Origin of the sequence: [Pantoea] beijingensis, from assembly GCF_022647505.1 — a bacterium.
GTDB classification, from domain to species: domain Bacteria; phylum Pseudomonadota; class Gammaproteobacteria; order Enterobacterales; family Enterobacteriaceae; genus Erwinia; species Erwinia beijingensis.
In genome coordinates this window covers 3,245,574-3,265,563 of the sequence record NZ_CP071409.1, presented here as the reverse complement: position 1 = coordinate 3,265,563, position 19,990 = coordinate 3,245,574, and the positions used below count along the sequence as shown (strand labels likewise).

The 19,990-nt window shown below is 51.1% G+C and carries 14 protein-coding genes; 6 read left to right on the top strand and 8 right to left on the bottom strand.

Annotation, left to right across the window (positions count from 1 at the left end; translation table 11 throughout):
* Positions 1–130: 130 nt before the first annotated feature.
* The 4 genes from carA (at position 131) to J1C60_RS14765 (ending at position 7,139) form a co-directional block, all read left to right on the top strand.
* Complete coding sequence (carA, locus tag J1C60_RS14780; protein ID WP_128179581.1) at positions 131–1,279, top strand: glutamine-hydrolyzing carbamoyl-phosphate synthase small subunit; 1,149 nt, start codon at positions 131–133, stop codon at positions 1,277–1,279.
* A 17-nt stretch (positions 1,280–1,296) separates the two neighbouring features.
* Entirely contained in the window at positions 1,297–4,521 is a 3,225-nt protein-coding gene (gene carB, locus J1C60_RS14775) for a carbamoyl-phosphate synthase large subunit (protein ID WP_128179580.1), read from the top strand.
* Between the two features lie 256 nt (positions 4,522–4,777).
* Complete coding sequence (locus J1C60_RS14770; RefSeq protein WP_128179579.1) at positions 4,778–6,220, top strand: sugar porter family MFS transporter; 1,443 nt, start codon at positions 4,778–4,780, stop codon at positions 6,218–6,220.
* Positions 6,221–6,248: 28 nt separating this feature from the next.
* Entirely contained in the window at positions 6,249–7,139 is an 891-nt protein-coding gene (locus J1C60_RS14765; RefSeq protein WP_128179578.1) for an aldose 1-epimerase, read from the top strand.
* A 22-nt stretch (positions 7,140–7,161) separates the two neighbouring features.
* On the opposite strand, the gene J1C60_RS14760 is transcribed toward J1C60_RS14765, so the two are convergent.
* Entirely contained in the window at positions 7,162–7,776 is a 615-nt protein-coding gene (locus tag J1C60_RS14760; protein ID WP_128179600.1) for a LysE family translocator, read from the bottom strand.
* A 256-nt stretch (positions 7,777–8,032) separates the two neighbouring features.
* Between J1C60_RS14760 and folA the strand changes: the two genes are divergently transcribed.
* Positions 8,033–8,512, top strand: a complete 480-nt coding sequence (folA, locus tag J1C60_RS14755; protein ID WP_128179599.1) for a type 3 dihydrofolate reductase — start codon at positions 8,033–8,035, stop codon at positions 8,510–8,512.
* Between the two features lie 72 nt (positions 8,513–8,584).
* On the opposite strand, the gene apaH is transcribed toward folA, so the two are convergent.
* From apaH to lptD, 6 genes are all read right to left on the bottom strand, one after another.
* Complete coding sequence (gene apaH / locus J1C60_RS14750) at positions 8,585–9,415, bottom strand: bis(5'-nucleosyl)-tetraphosphatase (symmetrical) ApaH (RefSeq protein ID WP_128179577.1); 831 nt, start codon at positions 9,413–9,415, stop codon at positions 8,585–8,587.
* Between the two features lie 168 nt (positions 9,416–9,583).
* The gene (gene apaG / locus J1C60_RS14745; RefSeq protein WP_128179576.1) at positions 9,584–9,961 is read right to left on the bottom strand and encodes a Co2+/Mg2+ efflux protein ApaG; all 378 of its coding nucleotides are present in this window, start codon (positions 9,959–9,961) and stop codon (positions 9,584–9,586) included.
* A gap of 4 nt (positions 9,962–9,965) precedes the next feature.
* Positions 9,966–10,787, bottom strand: a complete 822-nt coding sequence (gene rsmA / locus J1C60_RS14740; protein WP_128179575.1) for a 16S rRNA (adenine(1518)-N(6)/adenine(1519)-N(6))-dimethyltransferase RsmA — start codon at positions 10,785–10,787, stop codon at positions 9,966–9,968.
* A complete protein-coding gene (gene pdxA / locus J1C60_RS14735) occupies positions 10,780–11,772 on the bottom strand; it encodes a 4-hydroxythreonine-4-phosphate dehydrogenase PdxA (RefSeq protein WP_128179598.1) in 993 nt (330 codons plus the stop codon). Before pdxA ends, rsmA begins: the two co-directional genes overlap by 8 nt.
* Entirely contained in the window at positions 11,762–13,057 is a 1,296-nt protein-coding gene (gene surA, locus J1C60_RS14730; RefSeq protein ID WP_128179574.1) for a peptidylprolyl isomerase SurA, read from the bottom strand. Before surA ends, pdxA begins: the two co-directional genes overlap by 11 nt.
* A 54-nt stretch (positions 13,058–13,111) precedes the next feature.
* A complete protein-coding gene (gene lptD, locus J1C60_RS14725; RefSeq protein WP_128179573.1) occupies positions 13,112–15,484 on the bottom strand; it encodes an LPS assembly protein LptD in 2,373 nt (790 codons plus the stop codon).
* 272 nt (positions 15,485–15,756) lie between these two features.
* Between lptD and djlA the strand changes: the two genes are divergently transcribed.
* Positions 15,757–16,581 (top strand): co-chaperone DjlA, encoded by an 825-nt coding sequence (gene djlA / locus J1C60_RS14720; RefSeq protein WP_128179572.1) that lies wholly within the window; start codon positions 15,757–15,759, stop codon positions 16,579–16,581.
* 89 nt (positions 16,582–16,670) lie between these two features.
* On the opposite strand, the gene J1C60_RS14715 is transcribed toward djlA, so the two are convergent.
* Positions 16,671–19,889: a hypothetical protein gene (locus J1C60_RS14715; protein ID WP_128179571.1), complete on the bottom strand. Its 3,219-nt coding sequence runs from the start codon at positions 19,887–19,889 to the stop codon at positions 16,671–16,673.
* Between the last annotated feature and the right edge of the window lie 101 nt (positions 19,890–19,990).

Genomic DNA, 19,990 nt, shown 5'->3' with positions numbered 1-19,990 from the left:
TGCCAGGGCTATCATTAGAATGCGCGCAATTTGCCGAAAATCGACCCATCAGGCGGTTTTTGCATTGATTCAGCCATACTCTTTGAATTAATATGCAAATATTGTGACTGTTTATTCCCTGGAGGACGTTTTGATTAAGTCAGCGCTATTGGTTCTGGAAGACGGAACCCAATTCCACGGTCGGGCCATTGGGGCAGAAGGGTCGGCAGTGGGGGAAGTCGTTTTCAACACTTCAATGACCGGTTATCAAGAAATCCTTACAGACCCTTCCTATTCCCGCCAGATCGTCACTCTCACTTATCCTCATATCGGTAATGTCGGCACCAACGTGGCTGATGAAGAATCCTCTCAGGTTCATGCGCAGGGCCTCGTCATTCGCGACCTGCCGCTAATTGCCAGTAATTTTCGTAATGAGGAAGGGCTGTCAGACTATCTTAAGCGCCATAACATTGTGGCGATTGCCGATATCGATACCCGTAAACTCACCCGCCTGCTGCGGGAGAAAGGGGCGCAGAACGGTTGCATCATTGCGGGGGGGGCACCTGATGCTGAACTGGCATTGCAGAAAGCGAAAGCCTTTCCTGGCCTGAAGGGAATGGATCTGGCAAAAGAGGTCACGACCCGCGAAGCATACAGCTGGCAGCAGGGAAGTTGGACGCTGGATACCGGTTTACCGGAGCAGAAAAGTGAACAAGAACTGCCATTCCACGTTGTGGCGTATGATTATGGTGTGAAGCGTAATATTCTGCGCATGTTAGTCGACCGGGGCTGTCGCCTGACCGTTGTACCCGCGCAAACCTCGGCTGAAGATGTGTTGAAACTTAACCCGGATGGGGTTTTCTTGTCTAACGGTCCAGGTGATCCAGAGCCTTGCGATTATGCTATTACGGCGATTCAGACTTTGCTGGAAACGACCATCCCCGTCTTTGGTATCTGCCTTGGACATCAGTTGCTGGCACTGGCCAGTGGCGCGAAAACGGTGAAAATGAAGCTCGGCCACCATGGCGGTAACCATCCGGTAAAAGATCTGAACAGAGACTGTGTGATGATTACTGCACAGAACCACGGTTTTGCCGTCGATGATCGCGACCTGCCAGCCAATTTACGTGTGACGCACACCTCGCTGTTTGACCATACCGTCCAGGGAATCCACCGTACGGATAAAGCGGCATTTAGCTTCCAGGGACACCCTGAAGCGAGCCCGGGCCCGCATGATGCGGCTCCGCTGTTTGATCATTTTATTGAACTGATCGAAGCCCACCGTTCCATCGCAAAATAATCAGGAGATAAAAAGAGATGCCAAAACGTACTGACATAAAAAGTATCCTGATTCTTGGTGCTGGCCCGATCGTTATTGGTCAGGCCTGTGAGTTCGACTACTCTGGCGCGCAGGCGTGTAAGGCACTGCGTGAAGAGGGCTACCGCGTTATTCTGGTGAACTCGAACCCGGCGACAATCATGACCGACCCGGAGATGGCTGATGCGACCTACATCGAGCCGATTCACTGGGAAGTGGTACGCAAAATTATTGAAAAAGAGCGCCCGGACGCGGTATTGCCTACTATGGGCGGGCAAACGGCGCTGAACTGCGCGCTGGAGCTCGAGCGTCAGGGGGTGCTGGAAGAGTTCGGTGTAACCATGATCGGCGCAACTGCCGACGCGATTGATAAAGCGGAAGATCGCCGTCGTTTCGATGTCGCGATGAAAAGCATTGGGCTGGACACCGCCCGTTCCGGCATCGCACATACCATGGAAGAAGCGCTGAAGGTCGCGGAAGATGTCGGTTTCCCGTGCATCATTCGTCCTTCCTTTACTATGGGCGGTACCGGCGGCGGCATCGCTTATAATCGCGAAGAGTTTGAAGAGATTTGTGAGCGTGGACTCGATCTCTCCCCGACCAATGAGCTGTTGATTGATGAATCACTGATTGGCTGGAAAGAGTATGAGATGGAAGTGGTGCGTGATAAGAACGACAACTGTATCATCGTCTGTTCCATTGAAAACTTTGACGCAATGGGGATCCATACCGGTGACTCAATTACCGTTGCGCCAGCGCAAACGCTGACCGACAAAGAGTACCAAATCATGCGTAACGCCTCGCTGGCGGTACTGCGTGAAATCGGCGTGGAAACCGGCGGTTCTAACGTACAGTTTTCGGTCAACCCAAAAGATGGTCGTCTGATTGTTATCGAGATGAACCCACGCGTATCACGCTCCTCCGCGCTGGCATCGAAAGCCACTGGTTTCCCGATTGCCAAAGTGGCAGCAAAATTGGCCGTAGGCTTCACGCTAGACGAGTTGATGAACGATATCACGGGGGGCCGTACGCCTGCGTCGTTTGAGCCATCTATTGACTACGTTGTGACCAAGATCCCTCGCTTTAACTTTGAGAAGTTTGCCGGTGCGAACGACCGCCTGACGACACAAATGAAATCGGTTGGCGAAGTGATGGCGATTGGTCGTACGTTCCAGGAATCAATGCAGAAAGCCTTGCGCGGCCTGGAAGTCGGTGTGCACGGTTTTGATCCGAAAGTAGATTTGGATGATGCCGATGCATTGACCCGAATTCGCCGCGAACTGAAAGATGCCGGTTCCGATCGTATCTGGTATATCGCTGATGCCTTCCGTGCGGGCATGTCGGTTGATGGCGTGTTCAATCTGACCAATATTGATCGCTGGTTTCTGGTGCAAATTGAGGAACTGGTACGCCTCGAAGAGCAAGTGGCGCATGATGGGGTAAACGGACTGACCCATGATTTTCTGCGCACGTTGAAACGTAAAGGTTTTGCCGATGCGCGCCTGTCTGATTTGGCTGGCGTGTCAGAATCAGAGATCCGCAAGCTGCGTGAGCGCTACAACCTGCATCCGGTCTATAAACGCGTTGACACTTGTGCCGCGGAGTTCTCGACGGATACCGCTTATATGTACTCCACCTATGAGGAAGAGTGCGAAGCGAATCCTAATCAGGATCGCGAAAAAATCATGGTGCTCGGCGGCGGTCCAAACCGTATCGGTCAGGGCATTGAGTTCGATTATTGCTGTGTTCATGCTGCGCTGGCGCTGCGCGAAGATGGCTATGAAACCATCATGGTTAACTGTAACCCTGAAACGGTTTCTACCGACTACGATACTTCCGATCGCCTCTACTTTGAGCCGGTTACGCTGGAAGATGTGCTGGAAATTGTGCGTATCGAGAAGCCAAAAGGCGTGATTGTGCAATACGGTGGCCAGACGCCACTGAAGCTGGCGCGTGCGCTTGAAGCGGCCGGTGTACCGGTCATTGGCACCAGCCCGGATGCGATTGACCGTGCTGAAGATCGTGAGCGTTTCCAGCAGGCGGTAGAGCGTTTAGGCCTGAAACAACCGGCGAATGCTACCGTTACCGCGCTTGAACATGCGGTAGAGCGGGCCGTTGACATTGGTTATCCATTGGTGGTTCGTCCGTCTTATGTGCTGGGTGGCCGCGCTATGGAAATTGTCTACGATGAAATTGACCTGAAGCGTTACTTCCAGACGGCGGTGTCGGTATCCAACGATGCGCCAGTACTGCTGGATCGTTTCCTTGATGACGCGGTGGAAGTTGATGTTGACGCAATTTGCGACGGCGAACGCGTACTGATCGGCGGCATCATGGAGCACATTGAACAAGCTGGCGTGCACTCCGGGGATTCCGCCTGTTCACTTCCAGCCTATACGCTGAGCCGTGAAATTCAGGATGTGATGCGCGTTCAGGTCGAAAAACTGGCGTTTGAACTTGGGGTGCGCGGCCTGATGAACGTGCAGTTCGCAGTTAAAGATAACGAAGTTTATCTGATAGAAGTGAACCCACGTGCCGCGCGTACCGTCCCTTTTGTTTCCAAAGCGACCGGCGTGCCGCTGGCGAAGGTGGCAGCCCGCGTGATGGCAGGGAAAACGCTGGCTGAACAAGGCGTGACCGAAGAGGTGATCCCACCTTATTACTCGGTAAAAGAGGTGGTTCTGCCCTTTAACAAGTTCCAGGGCGTGGACCCGATTCTGGGTCCTGAAATGCGCTCAACCGGTGAAGTGATGGGCGTAGGACGTACCTTTGCTGAAGCCTTTGCTAAAGCAATGTTAGGCGCGCAGTCAAACATGAAGAAGAAAGGCCGTGCGCTGCTCTCCGTGCGTGAAGGCGACAAGAAACGTATTGTTGATCTTGCGGCGAAACTACAAAAATTCGGTTTCGAGCTGGATGCAACGCATGGTACGGCGGTGGTGCTGGGCGAAGCGGGTATCAATCCGCGTTTGGTGAACAAGGTGCATGAGGGACGTCCACATATTCAGGACCGTCTGAAGAACGGTGAGTATGCTTACATCGTGAACACCACGGCCGGACGTCAGGCGATTGAAGACTCCCGTGTGATCCGCCGTAGCGCTTTGCAATATAAAGTGCATTATGACACCACGTTAAACGGCGGTTTCGCGACCGCGATGGCGCTGAATGCGGATCCAACGGAACAGGTTATTTCAGTGCAGGAGATGCACGCACAGATCGGTAAATAGCGGACTTGCGCTTGTTGTTATCTCTGATGGCCTCCGTAAGGAGGCCATTTTTTTATCTTCAATATGGGGGAAGTGGTTCACCCCCTTACTCTTCATAACATTTTTATTAAACCCCGTTTACTTTAATGCGTGACCATGGCGCATAAATCACCCGACGTTGTCATCCAGAATAGTGAAAAAACAAAGCCATAAATTTTTGCCTCTGGCGCTCACACTATTCTGCTGTCCGATGTGCTGACAGCACGAGGAACCTGTCATGAATACACATCAACCCCCGCACATGAATATGTCTTACGTCTGGATTATTTGCCTGGTTGCTGCTTGTGGAGGGCTGCTGTTTGGCTATGACTGGGTCGTTATCGGTGGCGCTAAGCCGTTTTACGAAGCCTGGTTCCATATAACCGATCCCGCACAGTCCGGCTGGGCAATGAGCTCGGCGTTGGTTGGGTGCGTTATCGGCGCTCTGGCTTCGGGGCTGCTATCCGATCGTTATGGACGTAAATTTCCGCTGGTAATTGCCGCATTGACCTTTCTGGTATCGGCGGTAGGAACCGCGCTGGCGACCAGTTTTGAAGCCTTTGTCATCTACCGTATCGTGGGCGGACTGGGGATCGGCCTGGCGTCAGCGCTTTCTCCGGTTTATATCGCTGAGGTCAGTCCTGCCGCACAGCGTGGGCGTTTTGTTGCCATTAACCAGTTAACTATTGTGGTGGGTGTACTGGCGGCACAGTTAATTAATTTACTGATAGCCGATCCTGTCGCGCCGGGATCGACGCAAGCAGATCTACTGGCAACCTGGAATGGGCAGATGGCGTGGCGCTATATGTTTGGCGCCTGTGGCGTGCTGGCGGCGTTATTCCTGGTGCTGCTGTTTTGGGTACCGGAATCGCCGCGTTGGTTGATAAAAATGGGGCGTGTCAGTCAGGCGCATCAGGTGTTACAGCGGATTGGCGACGAAAACTACGCGCAACAGACGGTGACAGAAATTCAGCAAACGCTGAATCAGCATGAACAGAAGGTTCCGCTTTCGGCGCTACTGAAAAAGGATGTTCGGCCAATGCTGGTGCTGGGCATTGTGCTGGCGGTTTTTCAGCAGTGGTGCGGGATCAACGTGATTTTCAACTATGCACAAGAGATTTTTGCCTCTGCGGGTTTTGACATCAACGATACGCTGAAATCGATAGTGGCAACCGGGCTGATTAACCTGGTGTTTACGCTGTTGGCGTTGCCGCTGGTCGATCGTATTGGTCGCCGTCGATTGATGATCCTCGGGGCCGGTGGGCTAACGGTTATCTATCTGCTGATGGCCGGTGCTTATGCCTGGGGTCTGTTAGGACTGCCGGTACTGATTTTAGTGCTGGTGGCTATCGCTATTTATGCGCTGACGCTTGCTCCGGTGACGTGGGTCCTGTTGGCCGAAATTTTCCCTAATCGTGTGAGGGGAACGGCTATGGCTGTGGGCACTTTTGCTCTGTGGGTGGCCTGTTTTGTACTGACTTACACTTTCCCGCTACTTAACGCTGCGCTGGGCGCATCGGGTAGTTTCTTACTGTATGGTGTAATTTGTCTGGCTGGCCTGGTGTTTATTCTGCGTAAAGTACCGGAAACGCGAGGTACTACGCTGGAAGCATTAGAGAAACAACTGAGCCAGGCTGTAGAGCGTAATGGCACCGCCGCTGAGCAGCCGCGAACGATGTAAGTTATTTTTGTGGCTCAGGAGTCATACGATGGCGCTGTTTATGCTGGAAAACGATCGATTTTTGCTGGTGGTTTCAACGAATGGCGGCACTATTCTCAAGTATGTGCTGAAATATCAGGGCGATGAAGTACCTTTACTGCGCCCAACCCGTGTCAGCGAGGAGACAGCCTCCGGAGAATCAGGCTGTTTTCCGCTAATACCTTTTGGAAATCGAGTAAAAGAGAATCGCTTTTACGTTGACCAGCGCGAATATAAACTGGAGCCGAATACGTCTGGCGATCCTCATTACTTACACGGTGATGGCTGGCTTGGTGAGTGGCATCGCCTTTCACAGCAGCACGGTAGCTTGACGCTCGGCTTTCAGCGCGAGCAGGAAGCCTATCACTATCGTGCCGAACAGTGCTTTGAACTGAATGAACAAGGACTGACATTAACGCTGACCGTATGGCATCTGGGGGAAAATCCGATGCCGTATGGCTTGGGTTGGCATCCCTTCTTCCCGTTGACGGCAGAAACACGCATCCAGGCGAAAGCTGACAGCTACTGGCTGGAGGATGCTGGTTGGCTGGCCGGTAAACGCGCACCGCTGATACCATCGCTGGATTTTAATCAACCTGCAATCCTCCCCCGCCAGTGGATCAATAACGGTTTCCATGGCTGGGATGGGCATGCAAGACTGCAATGGCCGGAGCGAAAATTGCAGCTTCAGTTACTCACTCAGCCCCCTTGCCCGGTATTTTTCCTGTTTATGCCGGATAGTGCTTTTGATCGACACTATCAAGGGGATTTTTTCTGTCTGGAACCGATGAGCCATGCGGCGAATGCGCACAACATAGAGGGGAAGGGGGGATTACGGATGCTGGCACAGGGAGAACAGTTCAGCCAGCAATGTCGCCTGAACTGCATTGATATGGCGTAGATCGTGTTTTATCTGGTGTGTGTTATGACAACGCGACTTTGATTCCGAGAGCGATCAGTACGCCGCCAAGCAGCTTATCAATCAGCTTTTGCGCCCTGGACAAGCCGCGCCGAACCGGGCCACTTTGGATTAGAAACACCAGTGCTGGCCACCAGATCGCTGACAGACTGAGAATAATACCGGCATACCATAACTTTTCAGCAAAGCCTGAATCAGTATCTAATACTTGGGTAAAGACCGACAGGAAGAATAACGTTGCTTTAGGATTAAGCAGATTACACAGATAACCTTGCAGGAAGGCTTTTTTCCATGAGGTTTTTTCCTGCTGTACCTGACTTAAATCCATTTTGCTATTGCCACGTGACATAAGCGCCTGCAAACCGACATAAATCAAATAGGCAGCCCCCGCATATTTCAGCAACATAAATAGCCACGGTGTGGTGGTAATAACCACGGCGAGTCCGGCAACGCAGTACGCCATATGTGTGGTTACGCCGCAAATTACGCCCAATGATGTCATTAACGCCAAACCGCGGGTATAGCGAGCCGCGTTCTTAATGATCAGAAAAAAGTCCGGGCCAGGGGAGAGCATGCCGAGCGTTGCAATGGCTGCGACGAATAAACTGGTTTCTAACATAGTCATGCCGCTGCTTGGATGAGGGGGAAAACGGAAGTTTAGCATGTGGTGATAAGGCTTTCATAGTTTCGCCAGCGGTGGCGGCCGGATGAGTAATACCGAGCCACTGCGAGTGGGCAGAGGAGGTAGAGCCTTTATTGAGGGGCACGTTGGTGAATGCTACAAAGCTTTACTTAAATCTCTCGATATCACTATCGACGAAAGTTTCGCCGTTACGTATGATGGCGCCAATTTTATCTCTGTTGAGTTCACTATGATGATTAGTCTGATTGCGGCTTTAGCGGCCGACCGCGTAATTGGAATGGAAAATGCCATGCCGTGGGATCTGCCTGCAGACTTGGCCTGGTTTAAACGTACCACGTTAAATAAACCGGTAATTATGGGCCGCCTGACCTGGGAGTCTATTGGCCGTCCTCTACCGAATCGACTCAATATTGTTGTCAGCAGCCAGAAAAGTGATATCGAAGGCGTGATATGGGTTAGCTCTATTGAAGAGGCAATTGCGGCTGCAGGTGATGCGCAAGAGATTATGGTGATTGGTGGAGGGCGTATTTATGAGCAGTTGCTCAAACGTGCAGACCGCCTCTATTTGACTCATATTGATGCAGAAGTTGAAGGGGATACCCATTTCCCGGACTACGAGCCGGATGAGTGGGAGTCAACATTTAGCGAGTTTCATGACGCGGATGAAAAAAACTCTCATAGTTACTGCTTCGAAATTCTCGATCGCCGTTAACTTACCGGGCCAGCCTTGTGAGGCTGGCCGACTTATTTTTGTGCATGCTTTACCCGCTAAATGCGTATGACGTCAGACTTCAATTTCGCGCTCGCGATTCGAAGGCTGTACGAACAGAGAACGATCTTCCCAACGCAGCAGCGTTAGCGTTCCTCCCCAGCAGCACCCTGTATCCAGACCCATAATTCCCTCCGGTGTCCCCTGGCCTTCCAGAGAAGCCCAGTGTCCGAAAACTACGGTATAGTCGCGTGCAACGGGCCCTTCGATAGCGAACCAGGGTTTAAGCGGCGGCGGTGCCGATCCCGGAGCATCTTTGCAGATCATATCCAACTGCCCGTTTGGAAAACAATAGCGCATGCGGGTGAGAGCGTTGGTGCTAAAACGCAAGCGGGCTAAACCAGTGAGTTCGGGCGTCCAGTTATTGGGCATATCGCCATACATTGCGTCCAGAAACAGCGGGTAGCTGTCACTGGATAAAACGGCTTCGACTTCACGCGCGCACATTTTTGCCGTGGCGATATCCCACTGTGGCGTAATACCTGCATGTGCCATCACCAGTTTCTTATCTTCATCAACCTGAAGCAGTGGCTGACGGCGCAACCAGTTTATCAGCTCGTCAGCATCGGGTGCTTCCAGCAACGGCGTAATGCGATCTTTAGGTTTATTGCGGCTGATACCCGCGTAAACGGCTAAAAGATGCAGATCATGATTGCCCAGTACCAATCGTACGGAGTTTCCCAGCGAACGGACGTAGCGTAATACGTCTAACGATCCCGGGCCGCGAGCAACCAGATCGCCCGTTAGCCACAGGGTATCCTGTGTTGGATCGAATGCTACCTGTGCCAGAAGTGACTGTAATTCATCAAAACAGCCGTGGATGTCGCCAATTAAATAGGTGCTCATAAAATATGTATTTGATCCCCGAAGCTATTTTATTCGTCACGCCGCTCGCTGCCCCCCTGTTTGCCTGAGAAAATCACCACATAAGGGCGATACAGGCACAGTGGGAGTCTCATTCAAGGAACGGAACCCACGATGGTGGGTGAGGCGTGGACCGGCCTGTAAGATGGGTTAATGGATATGGGTTTGTATGGCCAGCCGAAACACCGGGATATCAACGTGGAAGGTTTTCCCCTGCCGATCAATCATCACGTAGTGGCCCTGCATGGTGCCCATCGGTGTTTCAAGAATGGCACCACTGGTGTACTGGAACTCGCTGCCCGGCTCAATGTGCGGCTGTTCGCCGATCACGCCTTCACCCTGAACTTCGGTTTCGCGACCATTGCCGTTGGTAATCAGCCAATAGCGGCCCAGAAGCTGCACAGGATTGCGCCCTAAATTGCGGATAGTGATGGTATAAGCAAAAACGTAGCGTTCGTCGTCCGGAGCGGATTGTGACTCAACATAGGCGCTCTGTACCTGTATGCAGATTCGGGGCGATTCAATCATGCGTTTAGTTCTCCTGCGGCTCGGGATGCGCAGTTAACCAGTTTGCTAACTGGCAATATTGTGCGACGGTGATATTTTCCGCGCGCAGCGTGTTGTCGATGCCCAACTCATTCAATACTTCCAGTGAAAAGAGATGGCCTAAACTGTTACGCAGTGTTTTCCTGCGCTTGCCGAAAGCTTCGGTGGTGATGCGGCTTAACGCTCGGATATCATTAACCGGATACGGCATCGTTACATGCGGGACTAATCTGACAACGGCCGAATCCACTTTTGGCGCCGGCGTGAAAGATTCGGGTGGCACTTCCAGCACCGGAATGATTTTACAAAAATACTGCGCCATCACGCTTAAACGACCATAAGCTTTACTGCCCGGGCCAGCAACAAGACGATTGACCACCTCTTTTTGCAGCATAAAGTGCATATCTTTAATCGAACCAGTATAGCTGAAAAGGTGGAACATTAACGGCGTAGAGATATTGTAAGGCAAATTACCGAATACGCGTAAAGGTTGTCCTTTCTGCTCTGCCAGTTCGGCAAAGTTAAAGGTCATCGCATCCTGCTGAAATATCGTCAGTTTAGGACCGAGAAACGGATGAGTTTGCAAACGTGCCGCAAGATCGCGGTCAAGTTCAATGACGGTCATGGCATCAATACGATCGCCTACCGGTTCAGTCAGGGCACCGAGGCCGGGACCGATTTCTACCATTGCCTCACCGGGCTGGGGGTGGATGGCGGAAACGATGCTATCAATGATGTACTGGTCGTTGAGGAAGTTCTGTCCAAAACGTTTGCGGGCAAAATGGCCCTGGTGGACGCGATTATTCATTACTGCTCTTGATCATGGTGATGGCGAGATTAAGCGCCGTGATAAAGCTTCCCGCATCGGCTGTGTTCTGGCCCGCGAGTTCAAGCGCGGTACCATGATCGACAGACGTACGGATAAATGGCAGACCGAGGGTGATATTCACCGCACGACCAAAGCCTTGATATTTTAGCACCGGTAGCCCCTGATCGTGATACATCGCTAACACGGCATCCGCTTCCTGCAGATACTTAGGCTGGAACAGCGTATCGGCTGGCAGAGGTCCGGTGAGTTGAATACCCTGCTGACGCAAGGTATTCAACGCGGGAATGATGGTATCGATCTCTTCGCGGCCCATATGGCCGCCTTCGCCCGCGTGTGGGTTGAGCCCACAGACAAAAATATGGGGTTGGGCGATGCCAAATTTTGTTTGGAGATCCTGATGCAAAATACCGATCACCTCATGCAGACTTTTCTGCGTGATGGCATCAGAAACCGCTTTTAACGGCAAATGTGTGGTGGCCAGCGCAACGCGTAGCGTTTCCGTTGCCAGCATCATCACTACACGATCGCATGCGGCGCGTTCGGCAAAAAATTCCGTATGCCCGCTGAAAGGGATGCCGGCATCATTGATCACGCCTTTATGCACCGGCCCGGTGATTAATGCGGAAAATTCACCCTTCAAGCAACCATCACAGGCGCGCGCCAGCGTTTCCAGCACATAGTGCCCGTTCGGTACGCAGAGTTCCCCTGCGGTGACGGGATGGCGGAGTTCAACAGGTAAAACGGTAAGCGTACCGGCCTGCTGTGGCTGAGCAGCCGTGGCTGGCTGGTATTCACGTAATACCAACGGTAATCCCAGTTGGTTGGCGCGTTGCTGCAGTAAATCGGGCGCTGCGCACACTACCAGCTCCACCGGCCAGGCTTGCTGGGCCAGTTGCACGACCAGATCGGGTCCAATCCCGGCGGGTTCGCCGGGAGTGATAACCACACGTGTATTACTGAGCATTAGCGTCAAGGATTTTAACGTAAGCGGCGGCACGCTGTTCCTGCATCCAGGTTTGCGCTTCTTCCGCGAATTTACGGTTAAATAGCAGACGATAGGCACGTTCTTTCTGTGCCGCATCGGTCTTATCAACCTGGCGAGTATCGAGTAACTGAATCAGATGCCAGCCGAAAGAGGAGTGGATCGGCACACTGAGTTGCCCCTTATTCAGTTTTAGCAGCGCATCACGGAAGGCGGGATCGAAAACTTCAGGCGAGGTCCAGCCAAGGTCGCCTCCCTGATTCGCCGAACCTGGATCGTCTGAAAATTGTTTTGCTGCTTCAGCAAAGTTGGTTTTACCACTCTGAATATCCGCAGCGATTTGTTCCAGTCTCTGACGGGCTTGGTTATCCGTCATAATCGGTGAGGGTTTCAGCAGGATATGGCGTGCGTGAACTTCCGTTACAGAGATATTCTGGCTCTCACCACGCAGATCGTTTACTTTCAGAATATGAAAACCAACGCCTGAGCGGATTGGGCCTACGATATCGCCTTTCTTAGAGGTACTGAGGGCCTGAGCAAACAGCGTGGGTAACTCTTCAATTTTTCCCCAGCCCATGTTGCCGCCGTTCAGCGCCTGTGAATCGGCAGAGTAAGTCACGGCAAGCTTACCAAAATCAGCACCGCCTCTGATTTCCCCGACCAACTGCTTCGCCAGATTTTCCTGATCGTCAACCTGCTGTTGCGTCGGGTTTTCCGGCAGCGGCAGCAAGATATGACTCAGATTGAGTTCAGTACCCTGGTTGTTTTGTGATGAAACTTGCTGTGCCAGCGTGTCGACTTCCTGTGGCAGAATAGTCACGCGGCGACGAACTTCGTTGTTACGTACTTCCGCAATCTGCATCTCTTTGCGGATTTGTTCGCGGTAAGTGCTGTAATTTACACCGTCATAGGCGAGACGGCTGCGCATTTGATCCATTGATATGCGGTTCTGGGCGGCAATGTTAGCAATAGCCTGGTCGAGCTGCTGATCGGTGATCTGCACGCCCATTTGTTTGCCCATCTGTAGCAAAATATTATCCATGATCAGACGTTCTACGATCTGATGGCGTAACGTCCTGTCTTCAGGTAACTGCTGTCCGGCCTGCTGCGCTTGCGCTTTAACCGACTGCATCATGCCATTGACATCACTTTCTAAAACCACACCGTTGTTTACCACGGCGGCAACTTTATCAACAACTTGTGGTGCTGCGATTGAGGTGTTGGCAACCAAAGCCACACCAATAACCAGCATTCTCCAGTTCTTCATACTTTTTCCATTCTTCTTTCCGCACTGCGGGTTTGCATGTCAGACATTACAACATCAGAAAGCGCGCTGGTAAGGCAAAATACCCTGGCGCAGCATTTGGCCGGTTCCTAAGCCGTAATTAGAGCTCAGGCCACGCAACTCAATGTTGAATGAGATTTGATTGTCATATTTGCTGTCATCGTTTTCCCAGCCGTTGATTTTACGTTCGTAGCCGACACGAATCGCATAGCAGCACGAACTGTACTGCACGCCAAGCAATTGCTCAGCGGGCCTGCGTGATTTGGTGCCGTAGTAATAAGCCCCCACCACTGACCAGGCATCGGCGATTGGCCAACTTGCCGTCATGCCAACCTGTGAAATGCCATCTTTAAAGATGGGGTTGGTTGCGACATCATTGCGCTGTAATGCAGTAGAGACGTATTCCGGGCTGTCGTAGCGATAGCTCAACTGCACCATGCGGTCAGCGTCACGACGATATTCCAGCACCGCGTTGCCCTGTGATACGTTATTTAAACGCGTATCATACTGGATGCCACCGCGTGTGCTCCAACGATCGCTAATCTTCCAGTAAGTATCACCCGCCCAAACCAGACTGCCGGTATCATCTTCGTCGCTGGTTTGATTCAAACCGGTACGAGACGGGGTAAACGAGTAAATTTGACCCGCGGAAACGTTAAAACGTTCAACCAAATCGTTGTCATAAATACGCGTTGTTAAACCGCTTGCTACTTGATTAGCGGAAGCAATACGGTCCAGACCGCTGTAGGTACGATCGCGGAACAGGCCGGTATAGTCGCTTTGCAGTAGCGTGGAGTCATAAGATTGAATATTACTCTGGTCACGGAACGGCAAATAGAGATACTGCACGCGTGGTTCAAGCGTTTGCGTATATCCCTGTGCCCATTTCATATCACGATCGAACACCATCTTGCCGTCAACTTTAAACTGCGGCATCACGCGGTTTACTGATTCATCAAGCTGGTTCTCTGGATTACGGGAGTTGAAAAACTCCACATCATCCTGCTGATAGTGAGTCGCCAGCAGCTTAGCTTCAGTATTAATGCTGCCCCAGTCGTTTGACATTGGCAGGTTAACGGTGGGTTCTAAATGTAGACGCGTGGCTTCCGGGAAACGCGAATCGACGTTGGTGAATTTTACCGCCTGTGCAAAGACATGGGTATCAAACGGACCAATGTCATTCTGGTAGTAATTAAGATCCAGCTGTGGCTGCGCACGATACACGTTTCTCACATTAAAGACCTGGAAGTCCTTACTGGAAAGGGTTGCGTTCCAGTTTTCTTCGGCATAACCGATACTGAATTTTTGCGTCAGATAGCCATCGGTAGACGAATAATAGGGTGAGTCTAAGTCGTTAAAATAGAACGGATCGCTGACTTTCGAATAGTCGGCGTTAAAGCGCCAGTTTTTATCGAAGACGCCGGAATGACGCCAGAATAAGAACCAGCGGTTTGAATCTTTATCTTCCGGATGATCTTTGTCGTACTGTTTATCGGACGGCATATAATCGAACTCGACCAGACCTGTACCGGCCACCGTCAGATAACGGAATTCGTTCTGCCACTGTACGCCGCGCTTACTCATATAATGCGGCGTTAATGTCGCATCAAAGTTTGGCGCGATGTTCCAGTAATAGGGCAGCATGAACTCAAAGCCATTATTGCTGCCATATTTTGCATTGGGGAGCAGAAAACCGGACCGGCGTTTATCCCCAATAGGTAGTTGCAGATAAGGGCTGTAGAACACCGGTACTGAGCCGATTTTGAAACGGGCATTCCAAATCTCAGCTACTTGCTCTTCCCGATCCTGAATCACCTCTGAGCCGACTACGCTCCAGCTATTATTGCCGGGCAAGCATGAGGTAAAGGTCCCATTCTCCAGAATGGTATAACGATTTTGTCCGCGCAGTTTCATCTGATCGGCCACGCCACGTCCCTGGCGCCCAACCATTTGGTAGTCGCCATTCCAGACGTTAGTGTCTTTGGTGTTCAGATTAGACCAGGCCTTCGGGCCTTTCAGGATGACCTGATTGTCGTCGTAGTGCACATTACCCAAGGCGTCTACAGTACGTGTAGGCTCCGTTTTACCGGGCAGCATCTTCTGATGAAGTTGAACTTCATCAGAGCGCAGGCGACTGTTCCCTTGCTGGACATCGACATTTCCGGTGAATACCGCGTTATCAGGATAATTACCTTTCGCGTTATCAGCGTTAATCGTTACCGGCAACTGGTCAGTACTTCCCTCAACCAGAGGACGATTGTAGCTTGGTACGCCAAGCATGCATTGCGACATCAAATCGTCGGCAAGGCCGTACTGGCTGTAAAGCGCTGAACCAATCAGGGTGGCCAGCAAAGTAGGTAGTCGTTTTTTCATACGCGGTATCGAAAATTCCGTGATAACTGGCATCATGCCGACAAACGGTCAGAGACTAACTTACTCAATTGAGTTGCGCTAGTGTTAATCCTGTACTCCCCATACTTCAGATTGCCTGCGTCATGGCGGTATTCATTATTTCGGCCAGAGAGTTTAGTTTATGCTCCCGGGACGTTATTCGTGTACGGCCAGCCTGCAATTCTGAGTTATGTAGAGTACCCTGTGTCCGCGTTGCCGTTAGGCTCTGAGATAAATGACAGGTATGATAATGCAATTTGCAGCCTTCAGCATGGCGAATTGAGGAGTATATGCGCTATTGGGGAAAAGTACTCGGCCTTGTGCTGGGTTTAATGTCTGGCGCAGGTTTTTGGGGCCTGGCCATTGGATTACTTATTGGTCATCTGGTCGATAAAGTCCGTAGCGTACAGGGGCAGGGGTATTTTGCCAATCAGCAAGTGCGGCAAACGCTGTTTTTTCGCACAACTTTTCAGGTGATGGGCCATTTGACGAAGTCAAAAGGGCGCGTAACCGATGCTGATATTCAAATGGCGTCTCGGCTCATGGACCGTATGCAACTGCATGGCGAGGCGCGAACCGCTGCTCAGCAGGCATTTCGTGAAGGGAAGCAGGGCGAATATCCTTTGCGTAATAAATTACGTGAGCTGCGTAGTGCATGTTTTGGCCGTTTTGATCTGATTAGGATGTTTCTGGAAATTCAGATACAAGCGGCTTTTGCCGATGGCTCGTTACACCCGAATGAACGTCAGGTGCTGTATGTTATTGCCGAAGAATTAGGTATTTCACGCAGCCAGTTCGATCAGTTCTTGCGCATGATGGAAGGCGGACAGCAATTTGGCGGTGGTTATTCGTCCGGTGGTGGCCACTCGCAGGGTGGCTATCAACATACACAGCGAGGCCCTACGCTGGAAGATGCCTGCAGCGTGTTGGGCGTAAAAAGTAGCGATGATGGGGTCACGATTAAGCGAGCCTATCGTAAGTTGATGAGCGAGCATCATCCTGACAAGCTTGTCGCGAAAGGGTTACCGCCGGAGATGATGGAAATGGCCAAGCAAAAAGCGCAGGAAATTCAGGCTGCGTATGACTTGATCAAGCGCGAGAAAAACTTTAAATAGTGAGCGACGCGGAGGGGGCTTCCCACGGGCAGCGCCTTCCGCGTTGAAATTTGTTCCGGTTGATTACGCTGCCCTGCAGCCAATGCGGATTAGCGGTTCCTTGAGTTGAAAATCTGGAAGCGAATTAAGCTCTCTTTGATGAAATTCACGTCCCGGGGGGAGATAACGCCTGGTGTGGAGAACGGTGTCCCCTTTTCTAAGGTATCTGAACGCATAATATCGTTGCCGCTTTGCAATTTTTTTTCCAGCGCGCTCATGCATAAACCTGCCGTGATCGGCTCTTTTTCTTTAACTTGCTCGGCAATAAATTGCAGACATGAGACGTTATCAAGCGGAACAAAAAGTTTATCGATGATTTGCCGCTGTGCCTGTATCGGCAGTCCTTCAAGCGTATCATCATCGATTTGATTCAGGCAGTTAAGGCGAACCACTGGCATTCCGCCCATTCGCTCACTGAGTGCTAACAGGCGCCTAACCCCCTCTTTCTGTGTTGCGGGTGATATAGACGACAGGTCGTGAATGGCCATCCTCGCACCAAATTCCAGAATGTAAGCTCGGGTATGGGGTGATACGCCATGCATGCCGCTCTCGACAAAAGCTCCCACCAGTTCTTCAGCAATACGCTTATCTCCTGCGGGAAGAATGTTGCCGAATTTATCTAGCCCTTTGAGTCCCATCCACGAAAGTTGATAGGTGACCGAGGCCAGCTTACTCATTAGAAAATTTCCACCCGGCTGCTGAGGCGCCACTGCCTGGCGCATTTCATCACCGCTGTTTTTATCTTCCGTTGCGGGTATACCGTTCTGCTGTCGCAATTGCATTGCCTGCCGCATGGCATTGACGCTTTTTCCATCACCTGCCGTGACGATACCGCGCTGATGTGAGGCCACTTCTGCCATTTTTTGCGCCAGACTCAGCGGCTTATCGCCCGGTGTTTCAGGGAATAGCCCCGAATCATCCAGTAATTTTTCCATCTCCATTTTTGCGTCCGGACAGCTAAAGGTACTGAAATCATTTTCCAGCAAGCGTGAGGCCATATACAGGCGTTCACAGAGCTCTGTTTTACTCTCCATACCAAAAGCGATACGCATGAACTCACCGGGATTACTCGTCTCTCCTAATATTACTTTTATCATTGAGGTGTCGGTAAAACCAAAGCTGCTGCGTTCACGCAGGATTTGAGAATGTAATAATTCACGTTTACTAAATTCAAAACCCTTAATTGAGTTTTTGTCGCTACTCTGTGGATTAAGAATAAAGTTGCTCTCATTTTCATCTGGCATGCTAATGCCGATAAACGGCAGGCCGGGTTCCCATCGTTTTGTGTCTACATGACCATCTTTACCGATGAACAGCGTGTCTTTTACAAATTGGGCGTTTTCTGCCGCACGTTCCAGCATCGCAAACTCGTGTTCATCTGCACCCAGCATATGCACCATCAGCTGCGATTCCGGGTTGTCTATCCAGTTGAGATTAGTTTCAGTATTCCTAAGCCAGGACTGGCCGCTTGTCATGAGCGGCGAGGATTTCCCGATGAGGGTAATGGAGCCTGACATTGGCTTTGCCGTGCCTAGGCTGGCATATTTTTGGTAGCTTTTGCACAGCATAATATTCAACTGACCGCTGCCAATTTCTTCGGCCAACGCTTGTGTTACTCGCTGAATGTCGTGGCGTTTTTCAATCGTATTGTCGAGAATTAATGTAAGTGGAGGGGACTGTGGTACCCGATCCGCCAGCATCTTTTTCGTACTGGCAATAACGTGTATCACACCCTCAGTGCTGTTATCTCCGTCTTCCGGCATGGAGCTATTCAGCGTGGTGTAAAGGGTGTTTTTATCGACGGGGGTTCCGTCCGGTTTCTCGTCCAACAGGTGCTCGACTTCGAAATATATCGGTGTTTCAATCTGGTCGCTGTCCGCGCCCTTCAGAGAGGGACGGGATATTGATTTGCCATTCCCCATTTTCTGGGCTAAATCGAGAGCAAGGCTGATTGCGTGCATACCCGAAGAGAATAAAAATGACTCAGTGATCCCGTTTTTGCTCAGTAGCATCTGGCAGCTTTTATCTATACGCCTGGATAACTGTTGTTGTGTCGAGGCTTTAAAATCACTGATGCCATATGGGGTGCAGCTACTTAACAGAACATGCATTTCCTCAGACACAATGCGGTAACAGTCAGAAACGGCCAAACCGTCATGGACCACCGCCGTCATGGCTTCCGATGCAGCTAACAGTGATTTCAGCGAATTCTGCATCACCGCGGGACTAAACGGCAACGGGATGTGTTTTCCGGTGTTTTGGCCGGGTAGCGGATAACAACAGGACAGTCGCCAATCGATTTTAGATAACATCGTTTCCAGCAGGTCCGCTGTTGTTTTTGTCAGAGGCTGGGCACTGTGCCCATCTGGTAAATGACGAAGTTGTTCAATCGTTTGTTGAAAACGTGGGTCCTGCAGGGCTAACCGGGTTTCACTAATCAGATGCGGAGGGTAATGCTTTATCACTTGTTGGAAGGGGACACTTGATTGCGCCGCGCGAAACGGCGAGGGCCTGGCACCTAATAATTGAATGAACTCTTCAGATTTCCGGGCCAAACGAGCGCCAGTGATGGCACTGGGGGCCGGCAAGCGTACGGCATAGATCCCCGGGGATAAAGGCAGGACATGTTTTTTTAAGTGTTCGGCGATACTCCCCTTTTCCAGTAAGTGCTGTGGCATTAACGATAATAGCCGCGGCGCATTATGTGTGCTGTTGATAAAAACTATCGTCTCATGTGTTTTAGGGGGCCCGACCCGATTCAGGTAGAGCTGATTGCACTGAGCCTCAAAAGCCTCTGACAGTTCGCTACGATGGTATGTAACGTTCATCTTGTTGTTTATATGCAGTTTATCGGAGTAATCTGGTTGATTGAACTCATCCAGATCATCGATATCTTTCAGATTATTGATATCCTCCTGGGCCATTATTAAACCATACTGTGCCGCTACCGATTCACCACCGGGCAGACTTTGCAACTGCTGGCGGCGCAGTTCGCCAAATTCCCCCAGACCGACCTTTTCTCTGCCAATCGTACGTTGATGAAGCCACCTTTTTCTTAAAAATTGATCGATATCCTGCCTGAATTCCTGATCGGGTGCGACCGGGCCTCTTTCTGCGGCGTCGGCACGTAGACGTTTAAATCGTAACTGGAGCGCATCGTTTCCGGAGACAGAATTGCTTCGTTTGCGTTTGCCCGAGGCATCGCTGTTTTCAGGTGATGACATCTCCACCGGAGACATGGATAAGGCGCGGTTTGTCGTTACTTTCATTATTTTCATTGTAGAAACAGGGCAGGTAAGCAGACTTTAGTGGTGATTATCTTCCTCCGGTTCCTTTGGGCAACGTTATCTTTCAGCGCAGGGTTGAAAAA

Excerpts from the sequence above, each read along its gene's own strand:
- J1C60_RS14760 (WP_128179600.1), bottom strand. The coding sequence starts at position 7,776 with ATGTTAGAAACCAGTTTATTCGTCGCAGCCATTGCAACGCTCGGCATG.
- apaG (WP_128179576.1), bottom strand. The coding sequence starts at position 9,961 with ATGATTGAATCGCCCCGAATCTGCATACAGGTACAGAGCGCCTATGTT.
- folA (WP_128179599.1), top strand. The coding sequence starts at position 8,033 with ATGATTAGTCTGATTGCGGCTTTAGCGGCCGACCGCGTAATTGGAATG.
- pdxA (WP_128179598.1), bottom strand. The coding sequence starts at position 11,772 with ATGCTCAGTAATACACGTGTGGTTATCACTCCCGGCGAACCCGCCGGG.
- djlA (WP_128179572.1), top strand. The coding sequence starts at position 15,757 with ATGCGCTATTGGGGAAAAGTACTCGGCCTTGTGCTGGGTTTAATGTCT.
- surA (WP_128179574.1), bottom strand. The coding sequence starts at position 13,057 with ATGAAGAACTGGAGAATGCTGGTTATTGGTGTGGCTTTGGTTGCCAAC.
- rsmA (WP_128179575.1), bottom strand. The coding sequence starts at position 10,787 with ATGAATAATCGCGTCCACCAGGGCCATTTTGCCCGCAAACGTTTTGGA.
- J1C60_RS14765 (WP_128179578.1), top strand. The coding sequence starts at position 6,249 with ATGGCGCTGTTTATGCTGGAAAACGATCGATTTTTGCTGGTGGTTTCA.
- lptD (WP_128179573.1), bottom strand. The coding sequence starts at position 15,484 with ATGATGCCAGTTATCACGGAATTTTCGATACCGCGTATGAAAAAACGA.
- apaH (WP_128179577.1), bottom strand. The coding sequence starts at position 9,415 with ATGAGCACCTATTTAATTGGCGACATCCACGGCTGTTTTGATGAATTA.
- carB (WP_128179580.1), top strand. The coding sequence starts at position 1,297 with ATGCCAAAACGTACTGACATAAAAAGTATCCTGATTCTTGGTGCTGGC.
- J1C60_RS14770 (WP_128179579.1), top strand. The coding sequence starts at position 4,778 with ATGAATACACATCAACCCCCGCACATGAATATGTCTTACGTCTGGATT.
- J1C60_RS14715 (WP_128179571.1), bottom strand. The coding sequence starts at position 19,889 with ATGAAAGTAACGACAAACCGCGCCTTATCCATGTCTCCGGTGGAGATG.